This is a genomic window from Halobacillus litoralis (assembly GCF_009856445.1).
GTDB classification, from domain to species: Bacteria; Bacillota; Bacilli; order Bacillales; family Halobacillaceae; genus Halobacillus; species Halobacillus litoralis.
This window is the reverse complement of sequence record NZ_WMFA01000002.1, coordinates 177,580-202,389: the sequence shown is the minus strand read 5'-3', so window position 1 is coordinate 202,389 and position 24,810 is coordinate 177,580. Positions and strand designations below refer to the sequence as shown.

General features: G+C 43.1%; 35 protein-coding genes. 7 read left to right on the top strand and 28 right to left on the bottom strand.

What is annotated here, in order from left to right:
* Nucleotides 1–68: 68 nt before the first annotated feature.
* On the top strand, nucleotides 69–2,321 hold the full coding sequence (locus GLW00_RS06180; RefSeq protein WP_160912269.1) for an HYR domain-containing protein: 2,253 nt from the start codon (nucleotides 69–71) through the stop codon (nucleotides 2,319–2,321).
* A gap of 111 nt (nucleotides 2,322–2,432) precedes the next feature.
* On the opposite strand, the gene GLW00_RS06175 is transcribed toward GLW00_RS06180, so the two are convergent.
* Nucleotides 2,433–2,831 carry an NUDIX domain-containing protein gene (locus GLW00_RS06175; RefSeq protein ID WP_335808448.1) on the bottom strand — a complete coding sequence of 133 codons (399 nt, stop codon included), beginning with the start codon at nucleotides 2,829–2,831 and terminating at the stop codon, nucleotides 2,433–2,435.
* 246 nt (nucleotides 2,832–3,077) lie between these two features.
* Between GLW00_RS06175 and GLW00_RS06170 the strand changes: the two genes are divergently transcribed.
* The gene (locus GLW00_RS06170; protein ID WP_160912267.1) at nucleotides 3,078–3,272 is read left to right on the top strand and encodes a helix-turn-helix transcriptional regulator; all 195 of its coding nucleotides are present in this window, start codon (nucleotides 3,078–3,080) and stop codon (nucleotides 3,270–3,272) included.
* Nucleotides 3,273–3,431: 159 nt separating this feature from the next.
* On the top strand, nucleotides 3,432–3,602 hold the full coding sequence (locus tag GLW00_RS06165) for a hypothetical protein (protein WP_160912265.1): 171 nt from the start codon (nucleotides 3,432–3,434) through the stop codon (nucleotides 3,600–3,602).
* Between the two features lie 88 nt (nucleotides 3,603–3,690).
* Here the strand turns inward: GLW00_RS06165 and GLW00_RS06160 are convergent, their stop codons facing one another.
* Nucleotides 3,691–4,098, bottom strand: coding sequence for a hypothetical protein (locus GLW00_RS06160; RefSeq protein WP_160913740.1), 408 nt, complete (start codon nucleotides 4,096–4,098; stop codon nucleotides 3,691–3,693).
* Between the two features lie 125 nt (nucleotides 4,099–4,223).
* Nucleotides 4,224–5,075, bottom strand: coding sequence for a GNAT family N-acetyltransferase (locus tag GLW00_RS06155; RefSeq protein ID WP_160912263.1), 852 nt, complete (start codon nucleotides 5,073–5,075; stop codon nucleotides 4,224–4,226).
* Between the two features lie 186 nt (nucleotides 5,076–5,261).
* Here GLW00_RS06155 and GLW00_RS06150 point away from each other — a divergent pair, with 186 nt between their 5' ends.
* Nucleotides 5,262–6,674, top strand: a complete 1,413-nt coding sequence (locus GLW00_RS06150; protein WP_160912261.1) for a glycoside hydrolase family 18 protein — start codon at nucleotides 5,262–5,264, stop codon at nucleotides 6,672–6,674.
* Nucleotides 6,675–6,701: 27 nt separating this feature from the next.
* On the opposite strand, the gene GLW00_RS06145 is transcribed toward GLW00_RS06150, so the two are convergent.
* The 5 genes from GLW00_RS06145 to GLW00_RS06130 all read right to left on the bottom strand — a co-directional run bounded on the left by GLW00_RS06145 (nucleotide 6,702) and on the right by GLW00_RS06130 (nucleotide 8,792).
* Nucleotides 6,702–7,148: a hypothetical protein gene (locus GLW00_RS06145; protein WP_160912260.1), complete on the bottom strand. Its 447-nt coding sequence runs from the start codon at nucleotides 7,146–7,148 to the stop codon at nucleotides 6,702–6,704.
* A 15-nt stretch (nucleotides 7,149–7,163) separates the two neighbouring features.
* A complete protein-coding gene (locus GLW00_RS06140) occupies nucleotides 7,164–7,463 on the bottom strand; it encodes a hypothetical protein (protein WP_160912258.1) in 300 nt (99 codons plus the stop codon).
* 82 nt (nucleotides 7,464–7,545) lie between these two features.
* Nucleotides 7,546–8,019: a hypothetical protein gene (locus tag GLW00_RS06135; protein WP_160912256.1), complete on the bottom strand. Its 474-nt coding sequence runs from the start codon at nucleotides 8,017–8,019 to the stop codon at nucleotides 7,546–7,548.
* Nucleotides 8,020–8,031: 12 nt separating this feature from the next.
* Nucleotides 8,032–8,184, bottom strand: coding sequence for a hypothetical protein (locus GLW00_RS20475; protein ID WP_202412398.1), 153 nt, complete (start codon nucleotides 8,182–8,184; stop codon nucleotides 8,032–8,034).
* Between the two features lie 194 nt (nucleotides 8,185–8,378).
* The gene (locus GLW00_RS06130; protein WP_160912254.1) at nucleotides 8,379–8,792 is read right to left on the bottom strand and encodes a VOC family protein; all 414 of its coding nucleotides are present in this window, start codon (nucleotides 8,790–8,792) and stop codon (nucleotides 8,379–8,381) included.
* Nucleotides 8,793–8,869: 77 nt separating this feature from the next.
* On the opposite strand from GLW00_RS06130, the gene GLW00_RS06125 reads away from it, so the two are divergent.
* The gene (locus GLW00_RS06125) at nucleotides 8,870–9,502 is read left to right on the top strand and encodes an RNA polymerase sigma factor (protein WP_160912252.1); all 633 of its coding nucleotides are present in this window, start codon (nucleotides 8,870–8,872) and stop codon (nucleotides 9,500–9,502) included.
* Between the two features lie 15 nt (nucleotides 9,503–9,517).
* Here GLW00_RS06125 and GLW00_RS06120 read toward each other — a convergent pair whose 3' ends face one another.
* Nucleotides 9,518–10,126: a hypothetical protein gene (locus tag GLW00_RS06120; protein ID WP_160912250.1), complete on the bottom strand. Its 609-nt coding sequence runs from the start codon at nucleotides 10,124–10,126 to the stop codon at nucleotides 9,518–9,520.
* 167 nt (nucleotides 10,127–10,293) lie between these two features.
* On the opposite strand from GLW00_RS06120, the gene GLW00_RS06115 reads away from it, so the two are divergent.
* Both GLW00_RS06115 and GLW00_RS06110 read left to right on the top strand, forming a co-directional pair.
* The gene (locus tag GLW00_RS06115) at nucleotides 10,294–11,661 is read left to right on the top strand and encodes a TrkH family potassium uptake protein (protein WP_160912248.1); all 1,368 of its coding nucleotides are present in this window, start codon (nucleotides 10,294–10,296) and stop codon (nucleotides 11,659–11,661) included.
* Nucleotides 11,662–11,677: 16 nt separating this feature from the next.
* Complete coding sequence (locus GLW00_RS06110; RefSeq protein WP_115821928.1) at nucleotides 11,678–12,343, top strand: potassium channel family protein; 666 nt, start codon at nucleotides 11,678–11,680, stop codon at nucleotides 12,341–12,343.
* A 44-nt stretch (nucleotides 12,344–12,387) separates the two neighbouring features.
* Here the strand turns inward: GLW00_RS06110 and GLW00_RS06105 are convergent, their stop codons facing one another.
* The 19 genes from GLW00_RS06105 to GLW00_RS06015 form a co-directional block, all read right to left on the bottom strand.
* The gene (locus GLW00_RS06105) at nucleotides 12,388–12,624 is read right to left on the bottom strand and encodes a hypothetical protein (protein WP_160912247.1); all 237 of its coding nucleotides are present in this window, start codon (nucleotides 12,622–12,624) and stop codon (nucleotides 12,388–12,390) included.
* Nucleotides 12,625–12,642: 18 nt separating this feature from the next.
* The gene (locus GLW00_RS06100; protein WP_160913738.1) at nucleotides 12,643–13,200 is read right to left on the bottom strand and encodes an AAA family ATPase; all 558 of its coding nucleotides are present in this window, start codon (nucleotides 13,198–13,200) and stop codon (nucleotides 12,643–12,645) included.
* Nucleotides 13,201–13,245: 45 nt separating this feature from the next.
* Nucleotides 13,246–13,986, bottom strand: a complete 741-nt coding sequence (locus tag GLW00_RS06095; RefSeq protein ID WP_160912245.1) for an ABC transporter permease — start codon at nucleotides 13,984–13,986, stop codon at nucleotides 13,246–13,248.
* The gene (locus GLW00_RS20780; RefSeq protein WP_335808461.1) at nucleotides 13,983–14,882 is read right to left on the bottom strand and encodes an ABC transporter ATP-binding protein; all 900 of its coding nucleotides are present in this window, start codon (nucleotides 14,880–14,882) and stop codon (nucleotides 13,983–13,985) included. Before GLW00_RS20780 ends, GLW00_RS06095 begins: the two co-directional genes overlap by 4 nt.
* Before the next feature lie 402 nt (nucleotides 14,883–15,284).
* On the bottom strand, nucleotides 15,285–15,635 hold the full coding sequence (locus tag GLW00_RS06085; protein ID WP_160912243.1) for a cupin domain-containing protein: 351 nt from the start codon (nucleotides 15,633–15,635) through the stop codon (nucleotides 15,285–15,287).
* A gap of 42 nt (nucleotides 15,636–15,677) precedes the next feature.
* Complete coding sequence (locus tag GLW00_RS06080; RefSeq protein ID WP_326316733.1) at nucleotides 15,678–15,941, bottom strand: hypothetical protein; 264 nt, start codon at nucleotides 15,939–15,941, stop codon at nucleotides 15,678–15,680.
* A 23-nt stretch (nucleotides 15,942–15,964) separates the two neighbouring features.
* Entirely contained in the window at nucleotides 15,965–16,141 is a 177-nt protein-coding gene (locus GLW00_RS06075; RefSeq protein WP_160912240.1) for a hypothetical protein, read from the bottom strand.
* Nucleotides 16,142–16,155: 14 nt separating this feature from the next.
* Complete coding sequence (locus GLW00_RS06070; RefSeq protein WP_160912238.1) at nucleotides 16,156–16,911, bottom strand: AAA family ATPase; 756 nt, start codon at nucleotides 16,909–16,911, stop codon at nucleotides 16,156–16,158.
* A 70-nt stretch (nucleotides 16,912–16,981) separates the two neighbouring features.
* On the bottom strand, nucleotides 16,982–17,179 hold the full coding sequence (locus GLW00_RS06065) for a PspC domain-containing protein (RefSeq protein WP_160912236.1): 198 nt from the start codon (nucleotides 17,177–17,179) through the stop codon (nucleotides 16,982–16,984).
* A gap of 21 nt (nucleotides 17,180–17,200) precedes the next feature.
* A complete protein-coding gene (locus tag GLW00_RS06060; protein WP_160912234.1) occupies nucleotides 17,201–17,473 on the bottom strand; it encodes a hypothetical protein in 273 nt (90 codons plus the stop codon).
* 35 nt (nucleotides 17,474–17,508) lie between these two features.
* Nucleotides 17,509–17,757, bottom strand: a complete 249-nt coding sequence (locus GLW00_RS06055; RefSeq protein WP_160912232.1) for a hypothetical protein — start codon at nucleotides 17,755–17,757, stop codon at nucleotides 17,509–17,511.
* Nucleotides 17,714–19,294 carry a PH domain-containing protein gene (locus tag GLW00_RS06050; RefSeq protein WP_160912230.1) on the bottom strand — a complete coding sequence of 527 codons (1,581 nt, stop codon included), beginning with the start codon at nucleotides 19,292–19,294 and terminating at the stop codon, nucleotides 17,714–17,716. The genes GLW00_RS06055 and GLW00_RS06050 overlap by 44 nt, the downstream gene beginning before the upstream one ends.
* Nucleotides 19,291–19,785 carry a PH domain-containing protein gene (locus tag GLW00_RS06045; RefSeq protein ID WP_160912228.1) on the bottom strand — a complete coding sequence of 165 codons (495 nt, stop codon included), beginning with the start codon at nucleotides 19,783–19,785 and terminating at the stop codon, nucleotides 19,291–19,293. The genes GLW00_RS06050 and GLW00_RS06045 overlap by 4 nt, the downstream gene beginning before the upstream one ends.
* 206 nt (nucleotides 19,786–19,991) lie before the next feature.
* On the bottom strand, nucleotides 19,992–20,654 hold the full coding sequence (locus GLW00_RS06040; protein ID WP_160912226.1) for a response regulator: 663 nt from the start codon (nucleotides 20,652–20,654) through the stop codon (nucleotides 19,992–19,994).
* The gene (locus GLW00_RS06035; RefSeq protein WP_160912224.1) at nucleotides 20,644–22,164 is read right to left on the bottom strand and encodes a GAF domain-containing sensor histidine kinase; all 1,521 of its coding nucleotides are present in this window, start codon (nucleotides 22,162–22,164) and stop codon (nucleotides 20,644–20,646) included. Before GLW00_RS06035 ends, GLW00_RS06040 begins: the two co-directional genes overlap by 11 nt.
* Nucleotides 22,165–22,276: 112 nt before the next feature.
* Nucleotides 22,277–22,795, bottom strand: coding sequence for an NADPH-dependent FMN reductase (locus GLW00_RS06030; protein WP_160912222.1), 519 nt, complete (start codon nucleotides 22,793–22,795; stop codon nucleotides 22,277–22,279).
* Nucleotides 22,796–22,898: 103 nt separating this feature from the next.
* A complete protein-coding gene (locus GLW00_RS06025) occupies nucleotides 22,899–23,387 on the bottom strand; it encodes a hypothetical protein (protein ID WP_160912220.1) in 489 nt (162 codons plus the stop codon).
* A gap of 69 nt (nucleotides 23,388–23,456) precedes the next feature.
* A complete protein-coding gene (locus GLW00_RS06020) occupies nucleotides 23,457–24,167 on the bottom strand; it encodes a GntR family transcriptional regulator (protein WP_160912218.1) in 711 nt (236 codons plus the stop codon).
* A 119-nt stretch (nucleotides 24,168–24,286) separates the two neighbouring features.
* A complete protein-coding gene (locus GLW00_RS06015; protein ID WP_160912216.1) occupies nucleotides 24,287–24,808 on the bottom strand; it encodes a GNAT family N-acetyltransferase in 522 nt (173 codons plus the stop codon).
* Nucleotides 24,809–24,810: the final 2 nt, after the last annotated feature.

Genomic DNA, 24,810 nt, shown 5'->3' with positions numbered 1-24,810 from the left:
AGGCTAGAGGCAAGGCATTTATCCTTACCATTTCTTCTATTCATTCATAGGATGAGGTAATCACTAAAATGAAGGGCGGATTTATGATGCCTTCACCCGTTTATGTTAATGATGACTGGACTGGTCTGCCCCCAGGTACGGTAGTCGGACCAGGCCAGGTTATAGGAACGAATGCTTTTGCTACCATTGAAGACGGTTATACTGCGGTTGATTCACCTGGAACCGTAATTGTTTATCCAGGTTTATATGAACCAGCAGCTACAATCGTCATTTCAAAAAATGGTGTCACATTTTCAGGACCACAAGCCAATGTAGACCCTAGACCTGCCTTTTTATCCACTCGTACACCAGGAAGCACGGATGAGGCTATTGTAGATGGTCGTGGCATTCTCGGTACAATTTTTAGAATTTCAGCGAATGATATAACCATCAATGGATTTGAAATTCGCAATGGACTATCGGATTTAATCGATTCACCAGGAGTTCTTCCTGATAAATTAAACCCAACGCTCAGTTATAGTATCATCCATCAGGCAGGAGACGAAGGAACTCAGCTAAGAAATACTGTGAATGCGGTGGTTGAGTATAATTATGTTTTTGATACTACTGGTGACGCGATCAACATTTGTTGTGACTCCAGGGATGGTTTCATTCAATATAATGAGGTTAATGACAATAGCTCCATTAATGCAGCGATTTATGTTTACAACGCAGATAATATTACGATCCAATGGAACCTTGTTCAAAATGTTTTAGTCAATGACGGGATTAAACTTGGTTCTTCCTCTGCCCCTTTTGATGTCAACCGCTTTGTAGGCCGGGTGCTTAATAACGTGGTACGTGATTTGGAACAGGATGGCATAACCGTCATTTCAAGGGATGCGGTTGTGGATGGAAACGATGTTTATCGAAGCCGGAGTACGAATGGTGCAGTTTTTGTAGATCGTAACCTAACGAATATTCAAATCACAAATAATTGCATCCATGATAATGGTGTCCTTGGTGATGGGAGGGAAACTTACGGAGTCCGAATCGGAGCATTAAACAATATCTCTACAAATGTTCAAGTAAACCAAAATAATATTTTCAACAATATTGATGGCGGTCTCATCTTTAACCCCATTCCTCCTCAGCCTCCACCCGGACCTCTGGATGCTGAAAATAACTGGTGGGGGAGTCCGAACGGTCCAAATACAATGGCAGGACAGAGTGATTCAGTGGTTGGTAATGTGGACTATATCCCGTTTCTAACAGAACCTGGTCCCACCTGCCTCAGTCAACCGGCTATAACCAGTACGAATGAAATCATCGTTGATAATGACCCAGGGGAATGTTCTGCTTTCGTAAGCTATACCATTTCTGCCTCCAGCTCTTTTTTCCCAATCAATGAATTAACCTCAGCAGGAGAGACATACACCTTTTCTCCCCCACAGGATGACGTTACTGTCGAAGAAGAAGGAGTGTTCCCTGTTGGAACAACAAACATTCCTATCACGGTGACCAATATTGATGGACAGACGGATACGATTACACTCGCCATTACTGTCAGAGATACAGAATCACCTACGATTATCTGTCCGGAAGACAAGGTTGTCTTTATTGAGACAGATGAAGCGGGTACAGTCGTCACCTACCCGGAACCTGTGGTTTCAGATAATTGCCCGGTTGTCGCCTGTTTCTGTACACCGGCCTCAGGATCCTTTTTCCCGGTAGGCTCGACTGAAGTCACTTGTACGGCCGAAGACATTGCAGGTAGAGTCACTACTTGTATGTTTACTGTTACAGTAGAACAAGCACCGCCGAATACTCTATCCCTAAACTTATGGCTCACCTTAAATGTGCAGGTCGTATCTGACGTTGTACTGGAAATACAATCTCAGCCTCTAAATAACGATGTCTCTGCAATACCCCTCCCTAATCACGATATAAGAGAATGTATCAACGTAGAGCGAGTGTACGATTGGGTAGTCTTTTGTAGAGAAATAAACCGTAACTTTCCAGTGTCAGCTGAATGCAACTTAGCCATTGTCGAATGTGAAAATGCAGGGCAAGAAATCACCATAGTTTGCGAGCCTGATCCAGAGGCCACCATCATTACTGTGCTCGATTTCCTCCGTCCATTTCCTGACAGGCCTGGTGTGGAGATTGTACCCATCCGGTTCCAAATCCCTGTACAAATCCAGTATTCATGTAATGGAGAACAAATCTGCGCATTTGATATAACCGTCTGTTATGTAGAAACCTTCGTTCTCTGTTACCCGGAAGGTACAGAAATCCAAGCATCTGTGACCGATGTACAGTGCTTCGTATGCAGAGGTTAAAAATAATAGGAACATCCGCTTCAGGATGTTCCTATTAAACGTTCAATCATGTCAAAATATCGCCTGATCCAACCTGTTGCCACATGTCCATTTTGATTGAGTACTTTTGAATTAATCTGTTTCCGCAAAAATAAAATGTAAATAATCTCCATGTCCCCTGATAAGTTCAACCTCACCTTCAGATGAAATCCAAAAAAAGCGAAAAATCAGTCCTTCTTCTTCTCCCCCACCTGTAGGTTCATAATCCCATTCATCAGCAGCATTTGAGACCGTTATTTTATAAAAGAATCGGTGATGTACCGTCCCGTCATCATTCTCCCATAAATCTTCAGCAAGGATGTGTTCCACTTGAAAATTCCTTAAGCCTGTTTCTTCTTCCACTTCTCTTCTTACTGCGTATATGGTGGCTTCATCACGCTGGACCGTCCCTTTTGGTATTTGAATTCCGGCTTCAGCACAAGGATGTTGAAAGACTAACACTTGGGGTTTCCCATCTTTTTGCCTTGTCACGTATCCATATACTTTTTTATAGGTATCACACTCTATCACCCCAAATTAAAATGATAATTCCCTCTAAATATCACCCTATGACATAAAAAACTTCTCTAAAACGAATCATTTTTGGATGACTGATTTTATTAAGTTATTTTATAATGCAAAATGGAGGTGTTCTACACTTCACCAAACGTAAAATATAATTGACATTATGTCGTGTGTTACATAGTATAAATCTAGAGAAGGAGGAGATGAACACCTTTGAAAAACAAGAAAATGAAGATTGCCCGTGCAGAAGCGGATCTTTCTCAAGAAAAGTTAGCAGATATTGTCGGAGTTACAAGACAAACGATAAATTTAATCGAAGCTGGTAACTACAACCCGAGTCTGAAATTATGTACGGCCATATGTAAAGCGTTAAATAAAACGTTAGATGATTTATTTTGGGAAGAATGATAGATGATCGCTGTTTTACTTTTACCAATGGTTATGAACACACTTTAAATTTTGTAAAAAAACAGACACAGAAATGTTTGAATCATAACACAAAAGGGTAATATTTTTAGTTATTCTACATGTTATAATGACCTTAACTTTAACGTGAGGTGAGAAAACATGTATAGGATTATTAGACACATAGACAACGATAAAGAAACCTTAAAGAATTCAAGCTCATCTACCACCAAATACATTCATGATTACGAAGAAGCCGTTTTGTTGAAAAACCAGCTTAATACAAATTCATCATCCCCTCATTATGAATGGATTGTAGAAAAAGTGGACTAGACTTTCTACTATGAATGGTTTGAATAATCCTCACAGATGAAAGTCTTCATCAGGAAATTAAGCTTTCATCCACACACTCATTCTTCCTTTATATATTATATGAATTTAATAGATAAGTAACAAAAATGATGATGTACATGGAATCAATGACAGCAAGGTATAAGGCTATATTCGATTTTTTCACTTTTTCCAAACTGTAATGAAAGAAACAGTCGTATAAACTTACGGCAAACAAAATGAATGATACAACAATAACCCATGCATTCACTGTGATTAACACGGCAAGCAAATAAATGAACCATCTTCGAAAAAAGTTAAAAATCAAAACAATCATAAGCAAGGACATCGACTGCGGGTTAATTTCCAACTCCTCATCAGAGGAAAGTGTGGCAAGTCCCTTTTTTATATTTTTGAAATCTCTTAGAAAGTCAAGATTCAAAATCAAAACAATTAGGGAGTAGAGCACAATATAAAAATGTTCATTTCCTCGAATCATCTCCGACAAAGCTGATCACCCCACTATTAATGGACTCAGTACAAACTCCCCCATATCTGCCTCTAACGCCCTACGGATCAGATCACAAGGACGTCCGTTCCCCCATCTTATATAACTTAAAAAGGTTAACATGTTTGAAGCAGTTTAGCGTCACAAGCCTTTTCATAAAATTCTATAGGACCTGCTTCACCGATCACAGCATATTCGTAGCCTAATTCCGCCATCTCGTTTAAACATTTAAACAATAAATCTCTTCCAACGGCATTCCCACGCTTTTTATGTGAAGTACCCATAGGACCGAACAGCCCTTTTTTATTCCGCACCGTATCATAGCAGGCAAAACCTATGATCTCCTCACCATAAATGGCAATATAAATGGGCAGAACTTCTTTTTCAGTCATCGCATTTATATGCTGAAGCCATCGTTCACCAAACTCATGAATGACAAAGGACTTTAACTCTATCAAATCCGAATGAGCTGCCCTTCTCATACAGTGTTTGGAAATCCGATTTCCATACAGTTTTTTAAAATGATCTAAGTTAACGAATAGATCTCTCGGGACACAGGCGATATTTACAATCCCATCCACAACACCCTCCGTTAACATAAATCGCAATTGAGCATCCGACTGAAGAATGCTTTGAATCATATGCCCTTCATTTATAAGCATTTGACCATAGTTTTTTCTTTTTTTATTGGATTCTTCGAAGATTAAGACAGCATCCATAGAAATTTTATAATGACCGATGAAATTGAAGTCAGCACCAGCGTTTCTACTCCATTGGTTTAAGATCTTCACATCGAAATCTTTACCCAGCTGGTGATATAAGTACAAATACAGTTCACTACAAATACCTGTAGCTTCTCTGCAGGCAGCAATAAACAAATCAACAGAAGTAATAATCCCCTCCTTACTCATTTGATTTGCTATTTGGAGGATTCGCTCCATTCTATTCGTAAACAAATAATCATTCATTTCTAATCCCCCGCTTTAAAAAATAAGAATTGAAGGTGACCTAACGTTTTATGATAAAAAAATTAAAAACCGATCCTTTTCGAAAGTTTAAAAAGAGCGATCAGACTTCTGCGTCCTGTACTGCTTATACATAAGGACAATCCCCCCCAGCATATCTTCATAAAAAAGCACAAAAGGAGGGGCGAAATGATTATACACGAGGTAGAGAATGGTGATTCCTTATGGAAAATTGCCCAGCGATATGGGGCCGATCTCAATCAAATCATCTTACTCAATCAATTGAACAACCCCGATGTAGTCGTGGTCGGGCAGGCATTGGTCATCCCTGAGCCGGATAAAGAATACGTCGTCCAACCGGGAGACAATCTATGGAACATTGCCAGCCGCTACGGCGTCCGTGTACAGGACCTTGCTGAGAAAAACAACATTGCAAACCCTGCGCTCATTTTTGTCGGTCAAATGCTCCTTATCCCCTTTACAAACTACACGGTGCAGCCAGGTGACAGCCTCTGGCAGATCGCCAATCAGTTCGGGGTCTCTGTTTCAGAGATTGCTGAAGCAAACGGTATTCAGAACCCATCCGTCATTTCTGTAGGTATGCCCCTGGTCATCCCATCTCCTCTTCGTCCAGTGAAGGAAATCAACGCCTACATTACGAGGACCAACGCAGAAGGAGCAAGTGAAGTGAACACACTTGGCAGCCATTTCACCTACCTCTCTCCTTTCACACGCACCATCCAGGCTGATGGAAGTCTGACAAATTTAGATGATGCAGCTGTTTTACAAGCGGCCGCCGCTCAGAACATTTCTCCACTACTGGTCGTCACCAATTTCATTGGAGGCAGTTTCGATTCGGACCTTGCGGCTACCTTCTTACGTAATCCAGGAATTCAAGATACCTTCATTAATAATCTTTTGGCACAGATGCGTTCGAAAGGTTACTCGGGTGTAAACTTTGACTTTGAATATGTGTACCCGGAAGATAAAGATAACTACAATGCTTTTCTCAGGAAAGTCGTCAGTCGCCTGCGTCCTGAAGGTTTCAGCGTCTCCACCGCCCTAGCACCTAAAGTCCGTGAAGATCAGCAGGGGCTGCTTTATGAGGCGCATGATTATGAAGCGCATGGTGACATTGTCGATTTCGTGGTGCTTATGACGTATGAATGGGGATGGTCCGGTGGAAGACCGTGGGCCATCGCACCAATCAACAAAGTCCGTGAAGTACTCGATTACGCTGTCACGGTCATTCCCCGCGATAAAATTCTGATGGGAATGCCTTTGTATGGAAGGGAGTGGGAAATCCCCTGGGTCCAAGGGACTTCTGCACGAACGGTCAACCCACAAGAAGCCGTTCAACTTGCTGCAAGGTACGGGGTGCCTATCCAATATAATGAAGAATACCAATCTCCCTTCTTCCGATATACAGACGAAAATGGACAGCAGCATGAAGTATGGTTTGAAGACGCAAGAAGTGTGCAGGCAAAATATGATACTGTGGAAGAATATGGACTGAGAGGCGCTAGTTACTGGGTGCTGGGCAGCCCTTTTCCACAAAATTGGCCGATCCTTCAACGCCATTTCAAAGTGAAGAAAACGTGAGGGCTCCTCTCCTTTGGAGGCCCTCTTTTATTCATCCAGTATTTTCACAGTAAAGCCGCCCGCTTCTACTCTTTTCTTTCTCCCTTCTACTTCTACGATATAAATGAAAGGTTCATCCGTGGGATGGATGGCTCCTACCTTTTGGTTCCTTCCTTTGAAAAAGGAACGGATTTCACGTTCGTCTTCACGGTCAATCCTGCCAGTCTTTTCACCATCTCCTTGATATGTAAAATCGACCTCTACCGCGTCAGGCTCATTCCTTTGATCATAGATGCCCTGCAGCAAATGGATGACTTCCGCAAAACCTAAGAACAAAAGCCCTGTCACCAGACTGCTGATTAAAACGGTCGTACCTTGAACTCCTGCGCCTAACCTCTGGTCAAGAATGATGATCATGAACGAAATCACGCCGAGACCTATAATCCCAAAACCACAATAATTCAAAAGCTTTGCGATTGGATTGAATCTCTTCACCTTTCACTCCTCCTTTTAATGGACAAACGAGGTGGTAATAAAAAAGCCAAGCGGAATCGTCAACCACAACGTAAGACTGGTCATCACAATGTCCACATACGGGACGGTTTCCCACTCTCTTTTTGAAAAGTAACGCCAGACAAAATAAGCCCCGGCTCCCCATATTAGAAGAAGGAGGAAAAAGTCCGGTTCTACTACGGTTGTACGCGGACGGCTTTTGACCAAAGGCCCATTTGAGAAATAATAAAAAATCCAAAAAGCAGACAAACCACTTCCCACAATATTTCCTATAACAAGGAAAGGCTTCATGTTCAAGACGCACCCCCTATGTAAAACATTTACAATACAGAATTTATACCCTTTCCTGTACCCCCTCTAACGTTACGGGGACCAACGATCATGGTACAAGTCTATGTAAGAGTCTTTCACTCTCCTGAACGAGTTCAACGTATTGAGCACCCACATGAAAAGCTGCAAAAATATAGAAAGAAAGAACTACACCGATCATCACCGGTTTCCATTTTTCCGGGGTTTTTATTACACCTTCCAAGGACACTTTCCATACTTTCGACAACCATTCCAGCAAGATTGCATACACGGCGACTAATATAAGCATAATGAGCGAAGCGAACGTCTGTTTAAAATGACTATCCATTAAGTAGATTTGTACCTTTTCTCCTGAGGTGAGCTTTGGGGTGGAAACCTTTTGCACAATATCACCGCTCCAATTATATTTTTCTACCGCACCATCATCCTCCACCAGCGCGATGCCAAAAGGAACAACATAACCTCCTAAAGAAAGGTAGGAATGGATGACCAAAAGGCAAGGAATCACCAAAATTGGAGATAAACGCAACCACTTTTTTCTCAAAATGATCCTCCTCTATTCTTTCTTCTCAACAAGCCGTTCCTTGATTTCTTTTAAATGTTCGATTTGCTCCTCTTGTTTATCTGTTATCCGATTCGTCATTTTTTCCAACGTTTTCGTGATCGACCATAAGGAAAGAATAATGATAATACTTATGAATACAGCCACTTGTTAACACTCCCTTTATCTGTTTATACGAACAAATCGTTCACATGTTTCATAGAGAGAAGGATTTTTATCATGCAGCTATAAGGATAAACATCGAAGATAGAACGGATCACCTAAACGATCAAAGTAAAACGTCTAGAGTAAGATAGCTCTAGACGTCCCACAAGTCCCTTCCGGTTTAGTATCTCAAATACTCATTTTTGCTGCATTTTCCTAACATTCTCTTTGTGAAAAGGTGAATTCAAATCCTCATCAACCACACTGAATGCATTTTGATCCGGGTCGAAGAAGTCGAAGTGCTTCATTCCCCCAAATTCGTGAATATCTGTCGTCTCAACCCCGGAATCATTCAATCTTTTATATGCAGCATCTATATCAGCTACGACAAAGTTGAAATAGACATTCCTTTGGTTCTTTTCTATAATGAATTCCGTAGGCTGAGGTTCAGACACCTCAATAAGACCAAGCTGGGCGGATCCATAAGGAAAGAAAAATCCGGCGCCTCCCTCCCAACTGTCTATTTCCCGTACATCCAAATGTTCTTCATACCATCTTTTCGATTTCTTAAGATTCGTCACGGGGACGAATACACTACCAACTTGAAACATGCGAACCCCTCCTATTTTTCATTCAACACTCTAACGATTCTGAGAGACAAAAAGTTACATAAGGGAGCAACTTTTTTATGAACATTGATAAAAATCTAGTTACCAAGTTATATAAGTACTGCCTTGTTGTTACGAAAGACCCCCATCATGCGGAAGACCTCGTTCAGGAAACCGTGTTAAAACTCTATCAAAAGCAAGAGGCTGACGCTGTTCCTGACCACTCTTTTTCATATGTAAAGACGACAGCCAAGCATTTATGGATTGATGAAAAAAGAAAGAGTAAGCCATCCTTTCCTTTTGATGAATTGATCCACCAGCCACAGGAAGATTTTGTTGAGTACGAGAGCCTTATCGAACTTCTACTGACAGCTTTACCTCTCAAACAGGCCATGCTCCTGACTCTAAAAGATGTCTTCCACTATTCATCAAAAGAAATCTCAACCATGCTTCGAATCAGTAATGCTTCAGTGAAAACAACCCTTCACCGTACGAGGAAACAATTAACTCGCATGGACCCATTAAAAACAGAAATCCGCGCTGCAGGTCCTGCCATCCAAAAGTTTGCCCATGCTCTGAAAGCCCAGCATCCTGAAAAGATCTTTTACTATTATCGTTTATTAGAGTCCGGAAATTATAGACTGAACGCCGACCAAAAAGCCTTCTATGTGGTGGACCCTTCAGGAAATCTCTTAGAGATTGCAAAATCATAAATCAAGTAGGGACCCTTACTCTTTCATCTGCTCTTCGGAAGTTCCTACTTTCATTTTCAGTAAAAGGACCACTGTATCATCATGAATCATCTGCTTGACCTGTTCGTTATCCTGCAAATCAAACGTTTGTATCGACCCGGATGTAGACTGACGGTAAGCACCCAATAAGACTTCTTCGCCTAATACAAGATTGACACCTTCTTCATCAACCGCGTGCTCCCACGTACTGATGCCCGTTTCATTCAGCGGAAGGGGACTCTCCCTGGGTATCAAGGAAACACCTGGAGCATATACGTGCAGCATCGCTCCATCTCCTCCGCCTCTAATGATTCCAATTCCTAAGTGCCCTTCTTCGTCCTGCCCGGGACTTTGTCCATAGGAAAGCTCGGCTAATGGTTCGTTTATTTTTTCACCATTTTTATACCCTTCCATCCAAACTCTCACCCATCGTTCATCTGCGTTTGGCAGGGTGAAATGAAAATCATGAATTTGACCAATTCCTAATTCTTTGTAAGTGGTTTCATATTCTGAGTCAGGATTCGCCTTTATGAAGGGATCTGTTCCCTCAGCCATTGCACAGCCGGTTAGGATGCACAAGCCGATCAATAGTAAGAGCCTATTCATGTTTCACCTTCTTTCCGCCTTCTTGACCTACTCCAGTCATTATCCCACTTTCTTTATTTTCTGTAAATTTAACCCACACCCGCTAATGATAAAGGGAGTTGTAAAAATAATAGAGAACATATAAAATCCATATATACCTTGATATCTGTCCCTGAAGGAGCTTCTTTATGTTCAATAACCTAAAAACAAGATTCAATCAATACTTTGACCGTCTAACTCCTTTTCAGGTAATCGTATTGTTCTACGCTTCTGCCGTCATTGTTTCCACCATTCTCGTAAGCCTGCCGTTTTTACATAAGGAAGGCGTAAGTTTAAGCTTTATTGACGCTCTTTTCACTGCCGTCAGTGCCGTGAGTGTAACTGGATTGACCGTTGTATCTACGATGGATACGTTCAACACTGCGGGATACTTTGTTTTGATGTTCATCCTCCAGTTCGGTGGTATCGGTGTCATGACGCTGGGAACATTCATCTGGCTGATGCTTGGAAAGAAAATCGGCTTAAAGAGAAGACAACTAATAAAAACCGACCAGAACCGCTCGACATTTGCAGGAATGGTCAAGTTGATTAAACAGATTTTATTGATTGTTCTACTGATTGAAACCGTAGGTGCGATCATTTTAAGCACGTACTTCACCCAATACTTTCCAACAACAGGAGAAGCGATTGTTCAAGGAATGTTTGCATCTGTCAGTGCGACGACGAATGCAGGCTTTGACATTACGGGTGTGTCGCTTGTAATGTTTGAAAATGATTATTTTGTTCAATTCATCAATATGCTTTTATTGACACTTGGAGCCATCGGTTTCCCTGTGCTCATTGAGATCAAAGACTACCTGACCCATAAGCAGAAGGACGTCATTCACTTTTCCCTGTTTGCAAAATTGACATCCGCCACATTCGGAGTGCTCGTGGTCGTAGGTACGGTTCTGATCTACCTATTGGACCGAAACCATTTCTTTGCAGACAAATCCTGGCACGAAGCCCTCTTTTATTCCCTCTTCCAATCCGTGACCACAAGGAACGGAGGACTCGCAACCATGGATGTAGCAGAATTCAGTGCACCGACCTTGCTGGTCATCTGCATTCTCATGTTCATTGGTGCTTCTCCGAGTAGTGTAGGAGGAGGAATTCGGACAACGACCTTCGCCATTAGTGTATTAACAGTCATCGCTTATGCCCGTGGAAAAAGCCATGTCCGTGTATTCAGACGTGAAATCGATCCGGATGATATCTTCCGTTCGTTCATCGTCATTAATACAGCGATTGCCATTACAGGCATTGCCGTTATACTATTGAATTATTTCGAACCGCAGTTTTCTTTGATGCAGATCTTATTTGAAGCGTGTTCCGCATTTGGTACAACCGGGCTGTCGATGGGAATCACTCCTGACTTCCATACATCCGGAAAAATCATTATCATCACCCTCATGTTTATCGGAAGGATCGGCATCTTCTCCTTCTTGTTCATCATTAGAGGGAAAGGCATCAAAGACAAATATCATTACCCGAAAGAACCGATGATTATCGGCTAACAGGAGGAAACCAACGATGAAGAAAACATTTGCTGTTGTAGGACTCGGCCGTTTTGGTGGGAGCATTTGCAGAGAGCTCAGCCGGGAAGGCATGGAAGTCCTGGCTTTGGACCTTGATGAAAACAAGGTCAATGAGTACCGGGACATCGTTTCTCATGCTGTCATGGCTGATTCTACCGATGAGCTCGTACTCAAAGAGTTAGGATTCAGAAATATTGATCACGTCATCGTAGCAATCGGAGATAACATCCAGGCAAGCATGCTGACGACCTTGATCTTAAAAGAGATGGGCATACGCATGATCACCGTCAAAGCACAAAACGATTATCATGAGAAAATACTGAACAAAATCGGGGCCGATCAAGTCGTGCACCCGGAACGAGATATGGGAAAACGTATCGCTCATCACATCATCTCCGATAATATCCTTGATTATATTGAGCTTTCCGATGATCACAGCGTCGTTGAGGTGAAAGCAGGAAGAAAAATGAGTGGAAAGACGCTGATCGATTTGGATATCCGCGCCCAGTACGGGTGTAACATCGTAGCCATCAAACGAGGAAAAGATGTCATCGTTTCCCCGATGGCCACCGAACAAGTGAATGCAAGCGACATTCTGATTGTCATCGGAGCCGATAAAGACGTCAACCGCTTTGAAAAAAACCTCGTCGTCGAAGATTAATAAAAGCAGCAGCTGTCTCCCAGCTGCTGCTTTTTTCATGACTTTCATATCATTTGATTCACACGGGTAACCAGTCCGTAAACAACTCGAAATATGATCGGAAATCCAACGATATTCATAATGAAACTCATCCAAAATCCTATATCCCCTGTCAAAATAGCGGTGATTAACAATAAAGCAACAGCGATTATGTACATTGAAACAGCCACCCAATAATATAAAGTCAAAAGCTTCGATTCCCTATAAGGATGGCCAAACAAAAACAAAACCATCTTCTTCACAAACCCATCCTCCATCTTCTACAGACCAAACGTTTCTTGGATTTTCTTTGCAACAACTCTCGGTTCAAGTTCTGTATTCGCGATCTTGATGTAGTTCTCCTCTGTTATTTCACCATCTTCGGTATTCATCCGCAAGTGGTCCATCGAAGCAATCATCCTTTTCTCCGATTCTTCTACATCTCTTTTGGAAGGTTTATGATCAAGTCTGTTGGGCGTACGATTCCTCCTGATTCTTTCATCCGAATCTGCCTCCAGTTCTACGAAATAAACATCTCCACCTTGCCTTTCGAAGATATCAACGATCGTTTCGACAAACGCCCAATCTTCCCGCTTATTAAATGCCCATATAAACGTAAAGATCATTCCATATTCATCACTTTTTGCATAAGTACGGAAGATTTCTTCTCTGAACATTTGAGACAAACGCCACATCTCATCAGTGAAACCAAAAAAAGGCTGAAGCAGTTCAATGGTCATGTGATTGTGAAGAAGCTTCAACCCCGTTATTTCTTCTAATTCCTGCCCGACTGTCATTTTACCGACAGCTTGAGGGCCGAATAATAAAACAAGTTTAATCACGTCCACCCCTCTTCCTTTATCACCACTAAGCTTTCCTATCTTCTATTTTTCACTCCATTTAAAATAACGGGAAGCAAGCACAATGGAAGCAACCGCAATTCCCAGCAAAATACCTACTTCCAGGCCATAGTCTGAAATAGGAGCTTCATTCCAAGTGCCGCGGAGCAATTGAATGACATAGTACAACGGTAAAACCTTCGCTACGTACTGAAGAATCGTCGGCATCATCTCCAAAGGAAACGTAGCCCCCGAGAGAAAAAGCATCAGGTTCAAAAAAAGCGAGCTGATGGCCGCTGCCGACTGTGTATTTTTAGCCAGTGACGTAACAAATAACGCGAACGGGAAAAAAGCAAGGATGCTGATCAATAAAGCAAGAAGTGTACTTCCGATATACACCGGGGGCTGAAGGTCGTACATGACCATCCCGAAAACCATAAGCAGGAGGGCGGATATGATGAAGATCACTGTCCCCTGGATCGTATGGGCTGCGAGAATCTTCCATGGTTGGAGCGGCGTCGATTGATACCTGCGCAGGACACCTGTTTCTCTATAGCCAGCGAGAACCGTTCCTAACGTGAAAAACGAGGTCGTGACTATATTGACACCGATCCAGGACGGGATGAAAACTTCAGCGAATGTAAATGGACCGGCCATGTCACCACTGAACATCGAGCCGAACAACCAGATCATCACAACAGGAAAGAGGAACGTCCAGAAAACACTGAGACGATCACGGAAAAACATTTTAGTTTCCAAGTTTGCTAATTTCACTACCGTATTCATCCTGTTTTCTCCTTTTCTAAATATTGCACGAACAGATCATCTAGAGACCCTCGATCAAACTTAAAATTTTTTAATGCTATGTCTTCCTCGTGACAATAAGTGAAAATTTGATAGGCCGTTTGTTGGAGGTCCTCACTGAACACTTTGAAGTCGCTGCCCTCATGCTCCACCCGAACCACTTCGCCTAATGTCAACAAGTATTCATAGGACATCCGTTCACTTTCAAAACCGATATAATGGGTCGCCACATCGTCAAGAAGAGCATCAGGGTTGTTCAAGGCTTTGAGCTCCCCGCTGTAAATCATGGCGACACGATCACACAGTTTTTCCGCTTCCTCCATGTAATGCGTGGTTACAACAACCGTGCTCCCTTTATCCCGCAAGGTACGAATCATCCCCCACATTTCACGCCTTGCATGAGGGTCAAGCCCCATGCTCGGTTCATCCAGAAACAACAGCTCAGGCTGGTGGAGCGTTGCCAGAGCAAGGGTGACCCGCTGCTTCCAGCCACCAGAGAGATCTTCGAAGTGGACATTAAGCTTTTCTCCAAGGTCCAGCATCTCAATCAATGTATCCTTTTGAGTACTTCCTTTGTAAAAGCTTGAAAACAAATCCAGCGCCTCTTTCACCTTCATTTTCTTCTGGATGGAGGTCGCCTGAAACTGCACCCCAATCCTTCGATTGAGTTCACGCAGCTGCTTCTCCGGGTTCAGACCCAACACCTCCACTTCTCCTGAAGTAGGTTTCTGAATGCCCTCTAAAATTTCAAGTGTCGTCGTCTTACCCGCTCCATTCGGTCCAATAATTCCAAAGATTTCTCCCTTTCTTACCGAAAAAGAAAGATTCTTAACCGCTTGTGTAGCTCCATAAGACTTGGATAAGTTGGCGACCTGGATGACGTGTTCGATGGTGACCGCTCCCTTCTTGCGCGTTTTATAAAGACTTCAGTGATCCCTTCTATCATTTCAAAGAAGCTGATGAAATATGGAAGTGGGATACTACACAAAACCACCCCGCCATCAACTTTTTCAAAATAAAGACCTCCTATGTATATTCAAGTACAGGATTAGTTTTCCTCTTTTTCCAGCGCTCTTTTCATCCCCAACCCTATTGACGTGCCAATGAGACCGCCGGCACCGAGACCGATGAAAAGCCTCCAATCAATCTCTCTGCCCTCCCATAAGCTTATAAGGAAGATCCCTGCAAGAACACCTACCAACCAGCCAATCCAGGACTTAAAAAACCTTTGAATAAGATCACCCCTATATAGGTTCAGATGTTATGGTCCACTTCAAGATTTAGTACGGTTTTAAAGCAGAAAGGTCCAACTCTTCACTTTCAATGACAATGGCGGTCATTCCTGTGTCCGTTCTCGTTTCATGCCATTCGTTTTTTCCCCAATAAACGGCGTCACCAGTTTTCACAGGCGTAAACTTTTCCGCTTCACCCCTGACTACCCCTTCTCCTTCAACCACCAGCAAAAGCTGCGGAACGACAGCCTGGTGGTAACCGATCACCCCATGTTCATCTAAATGCATGCCGCCGATATGCGCGACTTTTTGCGTCCTGGTTATGCGTCTCATGATGAAATCCGATTGGAACTTTGTAATCTTTTTACCGGTTTCTTTTTTAAATGAGTAAACCTCCATTTTTTCCTCCTTGTCAAACTCAATAAATAAGTTTGATTATAATCATGAAGCCGGTTCTGAAGGGAGAGCCATATATCTCGTAAAATATGCACCTAACATAAGAAGGGAGAGCGTAATCATCCAACTGAGGATACCCAGGCCATCCCACCAGTAGGCAGCAAGGTTTATTAAAGCAATGGCGTAAAAGCAGATAGATGTCAAAGCTGTTTTCCACCCCTTCACGCCTGTCTTCCTTCGCTTATGTACCAAAAAGGTTATCGATGCAAAGAGTGATAGAAGCATAAAGCTTGAGATAAGTATTTTCACCACATTCACCCCCTTCTTCTTTCTTAAAAATTATCCATGTATGCCATAAACTGAATGGAAAATCCGACGAGAAGCAGGATCCCTACAAGAAGACACCCGATATGGATTACTCGCTGCATGAATGTTTCTTCTTTCACTTTTTTTATCGTCACGAGCGGAAGCAAAGTCAATAGAACGCCAAACAGCAAAGCTAAATCCATCAATCATTCCCCTTTCATTGAAATAAATGATGCAGCAACCGTTCTTTGTCGTCAAAAAACTGCTTCATTATCGTGTGGTGGTTGGTCTCTTCAAGTGAGGTCTCGCCCATTCCTCTCTCGGTTAACTCCATGATTTTCGCATCAGGATAGGCCATCAACAAAGGAGAATGGGTGGAGATAATGAACTGGGAGCCTTCAAGAACAAGATCATGAATCCTTCGCAGCATCGACAATTGACGTAAAGGAGACAGGGCAGCTTCTGGCTCATCCAGTATGTATAACCCTCCGCCTTGAAAACGCTCAGTGAACGCTGCAAAAAAAGATTCGCCATGAGACTGCTCATGCAGAGATTTGCCTCCGAACGAATCGATGATTTTCCTTCCGCCTATTTCTCTGTCCAGCTCTTCAATGTTCGTGGCGACATTATAAAAACTCTCCGCTCGGAAAAAGAAGGAATCCTTTGGACGATGCACCCCTTTGGCGAGACGAAGGTATTCATCCAGATTGGAGTGAGAGTCATAGTTTGAAAAATTGAAGTTGAGCGTCCCGCCCTCCGGATTAAAACCGAGCGCAATCGCCATTCCTTCCAGCAATGTCGATTTCCCCATCCCGTTTTCACCGATAATATAGGTAACATGGGGATGTAACTGCAATTTTTCAAAATTACGAATGACGGGTAGATTGAGCGGGAAATCCTTATAGGATTGTATCTTTTCACGTTTTAGATCAATGGAACGAATATACTGGGTTTGTTTGTTTAACTTCGTCATTTAGCACCTCTGTTTAACAAGGATGAGAATCTGCCTATTGGAAACACTCTGAAATAAGCGTCCCCGCCTGCTATTTCCTTACCTCCTGATCCGTCGGCATGACTATGGCAGCCACAATATAAATCAGCCACGTCAAACCACCTGTGAAAAATCCGGAAACGACCACGATGATCCTCAAAATGCTTGCATCAATGTTAAACGTTTCACTCAGACCACCAAGAACTCCAGACAGTTGGCTGTCATCTGTAGAGCGATACAATTTTTTCATACCTATTCCCTCCATATTTAATTATTCAAAGATCCATTCAAAAAATGTAACCACATAATAAAGACTGTAAAAAAGCAGCACCTGCATTCCTAAAGATATAAGCAGTACCACTACCACACGCTTCACCGTCGGTTGTTTCAACTGCATGAAATAACCGGCGCCCCAGATGACATAGACCAAGAAGATCGCCATATTTTCACCTATATACGGATCTTCCTGTTCCACGAAGTGAAGTCCAAAATAAAGAAGAAATCCCCAAGCTAACAAGAGCACGAATAAAACAAGGTTCGTCATATGAATCACCTGACGAATAGTGTCCACTCCTTTCTTTAAGAGCTGCTGATTCCCATCGAAAGAAGTAGAAAGAACATTACAATCAGCACCCCGCCGTTCAATACGGACCCAGCTGTACCTGCGATAACTTTCTTAGAGAGAATTGCACAGGCAATACCTACGAGGGAAAGAGAGCTTCCAACAATCACCACCATGGGCAGATTGACGTCCGGTCCCCGCACCAAGAGAAACATAATTAAATTAATGATAACCATCCCCAAGGACACCCAGGCCCATTTGTTCATGGTTTTCCTCCCCTTCCGTTACAAGATGAACTTCTTCTTTCCTTCCTGTGTACCATTGATAGGCTTCGCCTGCAAACTGTGCCGGCAAATCCTCCATTGAAGTAAACCGGACAGGGTTCGCCTGATTAACGATATTTAACGATGCAAGGCCCACCTTTTTTTGTATAAATGTTTGCGAAGCTTCCATTTCAATAATTCTGCTTCTTTTAGATAAATAAAGGCTTGTCGTAAATCCACCTGAACGAAACTGAATGTATTGGTCATGAATTGCGTAGCTGGAATGATAATAACTCAGAACACGAGAAATCATAATAAGGATAAACAGGACGATGGAAAAGATCCACCAGGCTTGAGATATCCCTAATGGTTCTGGTTTGACAAAAAATATAAGGACTGTTGAAACCAACCATAGCCAGCTCGGTTTCAGCATTCTTATCCAAGCCGCCTGCTTTGGCAGGCGGTTCATGCGTGAGGATATACGATAATCAGCGAGTAGCTCCTCAATTAAGGAAGACGCCCGACTTACAGGAAGGTATGGGTAAAGCGCGGTCACTTCCGATTCCTCTCCACTTCCTCCCGCAGTCACAAACTTCACCATAGCAAGGCCAAGGATTCGTTTCATCAATGATTGCTCAACAAGAACCGCCTGTACTTTGCCTTTGGAAATCGATACATATTTCTCTTCAACCATTCCCTTCGTAATATAAATCGTGTCCTTGTCAGAAGCAATTTCATATTTCCCGTATTTTAAAATCGTACTTCCTATACCAAATACAGCAGAAAGGATCACGAACAGGAGAATAGTCGTGACAAGTACCGTCGTCGATTCAAATAGAAAAGAAAGAAAACCATCCACCTGCTTCTCAAAATGGAAATCATCTAATTTGGACAAGAATGAACCAATCACTGGGGTGAGGGCCAAAAAACTGAGAGAGGCAAACGAAGCCTTAAAAAGTTCCCTTTTCTTAGGAGTGAAATGAATCCTTTTATGAGAATCTATTGGATTGCACTCACTCTCAGTCCCCTTCTTCCGCTCTTTCAGTATAGGAACATCAACCTCTTCTGATGTTTCTTTTTGCTGTTTTAATTCTGGAGGCACCTTCCCTTGCACCCTCTGCTCGATCCTCGCTGCCTCTTCCTTTTTTAAAACAGGGAAGCGGATCGAACTCTCCCCTCCCTGCATGCTCGTTTCAAGTGTTAGGGAAGTCATACCGAAAACCCGGTGAAACCATTTCAATTCCTTTTGTACATTTTGAATTTTAGAATAAGGAACCGTCTTCTGCGTGGTTGTAAACAACCGGCTTGCCATATGTACAGCTTTGTCATCTAATTGATAGGTACGAGAATACCATTTGAAAGGAAGATAAAGCACCGTCAACATAAATAAAACAACGACACCATAACGCCCGTATACAAAAAACCACGTTTCAGAACCTGCTTTTACCACAAAGAAAAAGATGAACAAAAACAGGCTGTTTTTAATTAATTTTCCTAACTCATAAACCATCATCATTGGATGATTTCGCTTTCTGTTCATCTTTCCACCTCTTCCACTTTGGCATAAACCGCGATTCGATCCCTTAATTCAAAGGCTTTCTGTTTAGGAAGGGCAAGGATTTCATGATCAGATCCTACCGTGTTTATTTTGAGAGAGTAGAGATTGTACTTTTTGAGTAACGGCCCCTGATGAGTTGAAACCGACTGTATTTTAGTCATCGGAATGATGTGATGCTGTTCATGAAGAGCGCCCGATTTCAATTGTAAATATTCTTCGTTCACGTCATACCGCCAATTTTTATATAACAATGATACTCTAAAGAACGACCAGATGGTTGACACAACGGAGAGTACAGTGAGAGCGATAAGGATCCATACAACCCAGTCATACCAGGACAAATAATGGTCAGCGACGAACAGAGCTCCAAGGATCACGAACCCAATCAGATTCCCTATGGTTTCACTAATGATCCATACTTTCATACTGTCCTTCGATAATTGTTGTTTGGGAGCTTCCATCAACGCCTGCATCTCCATCTCTCCTCATAAGCTTATCGTGTAGGAAGAAGTCATTTCTTCCACTATCCTATACGACTGTGAATCCAAACGGTTTCATAAATACTTCCAAAAAAATAAAGAAACAACCTTCTTTCCTCTTGCGCCTGAATTCGAAGTCTCAGATAATTTGAGAATATGAAAAAAAGCCTCTGCCCTGAGGGAGGAGACTTCTAATCAAACTAATTTTCTATTGAACGGTCAGCAAATAGGTTTTCTTTCATAGCATAAATCGCCGCCTGTGTACGATCATGGACCTGCAGCTTGCTTAATAGATTACTCACATGCGTCTTAACCGTTTTTTCTGTGATGTACAAATCGCTCGCAATTTCTTTGTTGCTTTTCCCAAGCGTGATTTGATATAACACATCTTTCTCCCTGGTCGTCAGCTTGAAATGGACACCAGGTTCCTTCTTATTTGTTCCATTACTCATTTGCTCCAAAAGGAGGTTCGTCGCTTTCGGATGGAGCAGCTTCTCCCCTTTGGAGGCGGCTTTGATTGTTTTAACAAGTTCGTCAGGATCGACATCTTTCAGTTGGTATCCGACAGCCCCGGCCTGGAGCGCAGGAATGACATGATCCTGATCAGAATAACTTGTCAGAACGACCACTTTCACCTCCGGATGGGCTTCACGCAACTTTTTCGTCGCTTCCACACCATCCATCACCGGCATCATCAAATCCATCAGCACGACATCAGGGTTCCATTTTTCATACGCGTGCAGTGCTTTTTCCCCGTTTTCCACTTCTCCGATGACCTCGATATCCTCCTGTGTATTCAAAAAAAACTTCAACCCTCTTAAAACTACAAGATGATCATCGACCAGCATCACTCTAATCTTCATGCTCACCCCTCCTCTCCTTTCTGTGCGGTAAAAAGACCTCGACCGTCGTTCCCGCCCCCGGTTCGCTTCTCACAGAAAGTTCTCCAGCTAATAATTCCGCCCGTTCTTTCATGCTGATTAATCCGAGCGTATGCCTATTTTCGCCCGCTTCTACCAGAAAACCATCCCCATGGTCCGTCACAGTCATGCCCGCTCCTTCTTTTGTATCAAAAAGTCGGACGGTAACCTCTCTCGTATTTGCGTGTTTCCCAACATTGTTCATCGCTTCCTGTCCGATTCGCCACAGCGTTTCTTCTGCCTGACGTGACCAGTCGGGGAGACGTTCCATATCAAACTGGACACAGAGACCAAGATGCTCTCCATATTTTTTCATGGCAGAAAGCAGTCCCTCTTCCAGTCCTACCGGGCGCAGCTGCCAAATCAATGAACGCATCTCTTTTAAGGACTGCTGGGACATGGACAGCATGTCATCCATCAATTCCCCCAGAGAGGAATCATACTTTGACACCATTTCCTTTGCACCTTTTGCCGTCAACGATAAGGAAAAAAGTTTCTGATTTACAGAGTCGTGCAAATCGCGCGCGAGCCTTTTCCGCTCTTCATGAAGCAGCAGTTCCTGCCGTTTTTCTTTAAGGGCGATGCTCTCATAAACGAGGGTCAAATGGCGTGCCAGGGCTCTCAGAAATTCCCCATCCCCAGGCTGAAACGAGGTACCTTCCGGTGGTGTAATCCAAACGCCCCCCTGCACAACCTTCTCTCTTGCGATTGGAATGACAGCAAGGGAATCGTCGACCCTGACTTCTTCTAATAACCCAGAAGCCGAATTTTTGCCCATTTGATTTTTTATGTAACAATCGACCGAAGACCAGCCAAATATCTTTTTTCCTTCCTTTTCCAATATATCTTGCAAATCATAAAAATCATCCGCAGACCATAAAAACCCGGCAAACTGATTCAATTTTTCAAAACTCTCGGCACGTCTCTGCTCCTCTTGATACAAGCGCGTCCTGCGGATTGCTGTCCCGATTTGAAAGCCGAGGGATTGAAGCATGGTCAATTCTTCCTGCGAAAACTTTTCTTTTCGAGGGGAAGCCACGTTCAACAAACCGAAAGATTCTTCTCCATCCCCTAGAGGAATCGTAGCGTGGTGGGTAATCCCATTCGTATCTCCCCAGGCATTCTCGATCGCTTTATTCAGCCGTTTGCATTCGATGATGTTGACTGGATGCGTCAGCGTTCCATTGCGGTAACGGCTTAAACAGTGACAGCCTCCGCTGCACATCGGCTCGTACTCCCCCCAAGCTAAAGCTGGAGGAAGTCCATGATGAGCAGCGAGTACATATTCTTCCGGACTGTCGATGAGGAAAACCCAGCCCGTATCAAGCTTTGTCAGTTCGAGCAACTTCTCGAGGACCGTCTGAAGCATCACTGTCATGTCATTACACCGGTTCAGCGTTTCAGCGATCACTTTCATAATGTTCAATTCTTCCACCCGTTCATATCCACTCATTTAGGCACCTCCTTCTGCTTAGTCATGTCGAACCTCTATTAAGTTTGTCGAATCACTTAATATCCAGCCCGTATTCTTAAGTAGCTATTTCGAATGCTCAAATAACCCCCATTCAACTGCTCTTCACGTCCATAAAGCGTTGCCCTATCGATTCCGACAGCAATAGATCAAGCTTTTCTTCCATTTCCGACTTCAATCGGTTTCCTTCAAAGTGTTCCGGATCAAAAATCAACTGCTCTGGAGCCACGGTTGCGTAAAGTCCACGGCCGACGGTACGCATTTGATTCAGTGCATTGATGCCGCCTTTCCCGCCTCCTGAAACAGCAAACAGCAGTGTAGGTTTCCCTTTAAAATGCCCCCCACTCAAATACTCCAGTGCATTTTTTAACGCACCGCTCATACCATTATGATATTCCGGTGACACCCAAATAAAACGGTCCGCTTCTGAGACAACCCTTCGCAGCCACTGCACAGAAGGGTGATTTCCCTGCGACTCTTCTCCATTGAATAATGGAAGATCAAGCATACTTAAGTCGACCAACGTGCCCCCCAATTTATGCTGTAAAATCTGAGCGACAATTTTTGTCCGCCCATTCTTCCTCGGTGTTCCACTAAAAATCACGATACTCATTTTGATAACCTCCTTCCTTCTAGGTTATGGGAAAAGGCATCGTCTTGAATCCGAGGATGGTACGAACATCATCTACACCATTGGACCGAAAACATACGTTCGTTTATAAGGGAAGAAAATCATCCGGTTGAACGGGCTGGCCCGGGGGAAGAGGTTGGACATCCCCGCCTTCTCCTGGTGGAAGAGGAAGACTGTTCACAGACCGATAAAAGAGATCGAAGAAGTGTATTCTGGACATGAATACCGTTTCTTCTTCTGAAATCAAATAGACGTTCTCCCGCTCGTCTCCATAATAGATGTGGATCATCTCTTCATCTCCAAAATCCAAGGTTCCCAGTTTTTCTGATTTTGTCCATCTTCCTTTTACAGGAGCGGCTTTGTTTACCCCTTCAGTGATTCTCATGATTCCCTCCACAGATTCAATCTGTATCCTTCGCTTCATCTCCGTATCATAAAGAACGAGGGTAGATGGAACCTGTGTGACGTCAACGTTTTTCGACCGCTCAACCGCTTTTTCCTCTTTGACGACAACAGCATCCACGGGCATCGCACCAAACAGCACCAGTACCATGACGAAAGCCAACCTCTTCATCCACTCACCCTTCCTGGAGTTTTATACAAAAAACACTTGAACCTTCACCGATTCAAGCGTCTCTCGCTGCTATTTTTTAAATATGGACATAATCTTACCAAGTGTCCCGCGGGAATGTTTGACGGAATGTTCCAACCGTTCATTGAACTCACTTTGGGAGCGCCACTCTTTTTTCTGTTCTTCACGCATCTCACGGATTTCTTTTTGAAGATATTCCGACTTCTCCTGCTCTTCACGCAGCAATTCTTCATACTGCTCTTTCTGCTGCTGCATCATCTTGTCCATTTTCGTATGCGTCTTCTGTGAAAAATTACCGACCCCGGAGCTGATGACATGGTGATCCTGTTTCAAGCGGGAAACGGTCGTTTTCAATTCAGCCATATCATTTTTCAACTGAACGTTCATTTCTCTTGAGGCGGCAAGCTCACTGGCAAGGAAACGAAACATTTCTTTCATCTGATCGGAATCCTCAAGGCCTGTCCCGTCATATGTATCGGAAAGCGCGAGTTCGCGCGACTCATAGCCTGCGAGAAGCTCCCGCTGTTCTTCTACAATTTCTTTGATTTTATCTTCTTTCGGCAATTCAGAATCGCGGATTGTTTTAAGAGCCTCGACATCTGACCTCACAAAAATCCTCCGGTCGCCGTCTTTGAAAAATTCGTACCCGTTCTGTTCAAGTAGCTGCCCATACCGTCTGACCGTCGTTGTGGCGATCCCGACTTCTTCAGCTACTTCCTTCGTAGAGAAAGCGCGTTCGTTCGGTTGTATATCGTGGCGCATATCGGGCCTCCTTTTCTACCTATAGATTAAATACTACTTCTATTATAAAAGTTTTTCGACTTTCTGCCCATCCACATTCGGTTTTATTTTTCACCATGAAGTTCCGCGCTTGTTTACCATCACAAAAACTTCTCCATGCGGATGTCCGCCCATTTGCTTCCGTTCCAATATGTAAAATCCGGGATTCTCGCAATCTCTTCATACCCAAGGTTTCTGTACAGCTTCTGTGCCTTTTTATTGAATTCGAATACCCCGAGCTCTACCCTGCCTAACCCTTCCGCTTTGATACGATCCTCCAAATAACGGATGGCCTCATATCCAATTCCTTTTCCCCGACCGGCTGCCTCCCCGATGGTGATTCCAATCCAGGCTGTATCTTTATCTTTCCTATGTAAATGACTAGGATTGACCATGTAATTCATTTCTCCAACAAGTTCACCATCCATATAGATAAGGAAAATTTCATGGTTTTTCATCCGCTGTTTCAAACTTTCCTTTGTTACTTCATATCTTTTCTCCAGTGCCTCCTGATTCGGATTTGGACGGACCATCGGAATAAGTTCGGTATCATTTTCCCATCGATGATAGGCCGATGCGATTTGTATCGTTGGCTCTGTCAGTTTTTCAAATGTAACCACCATGA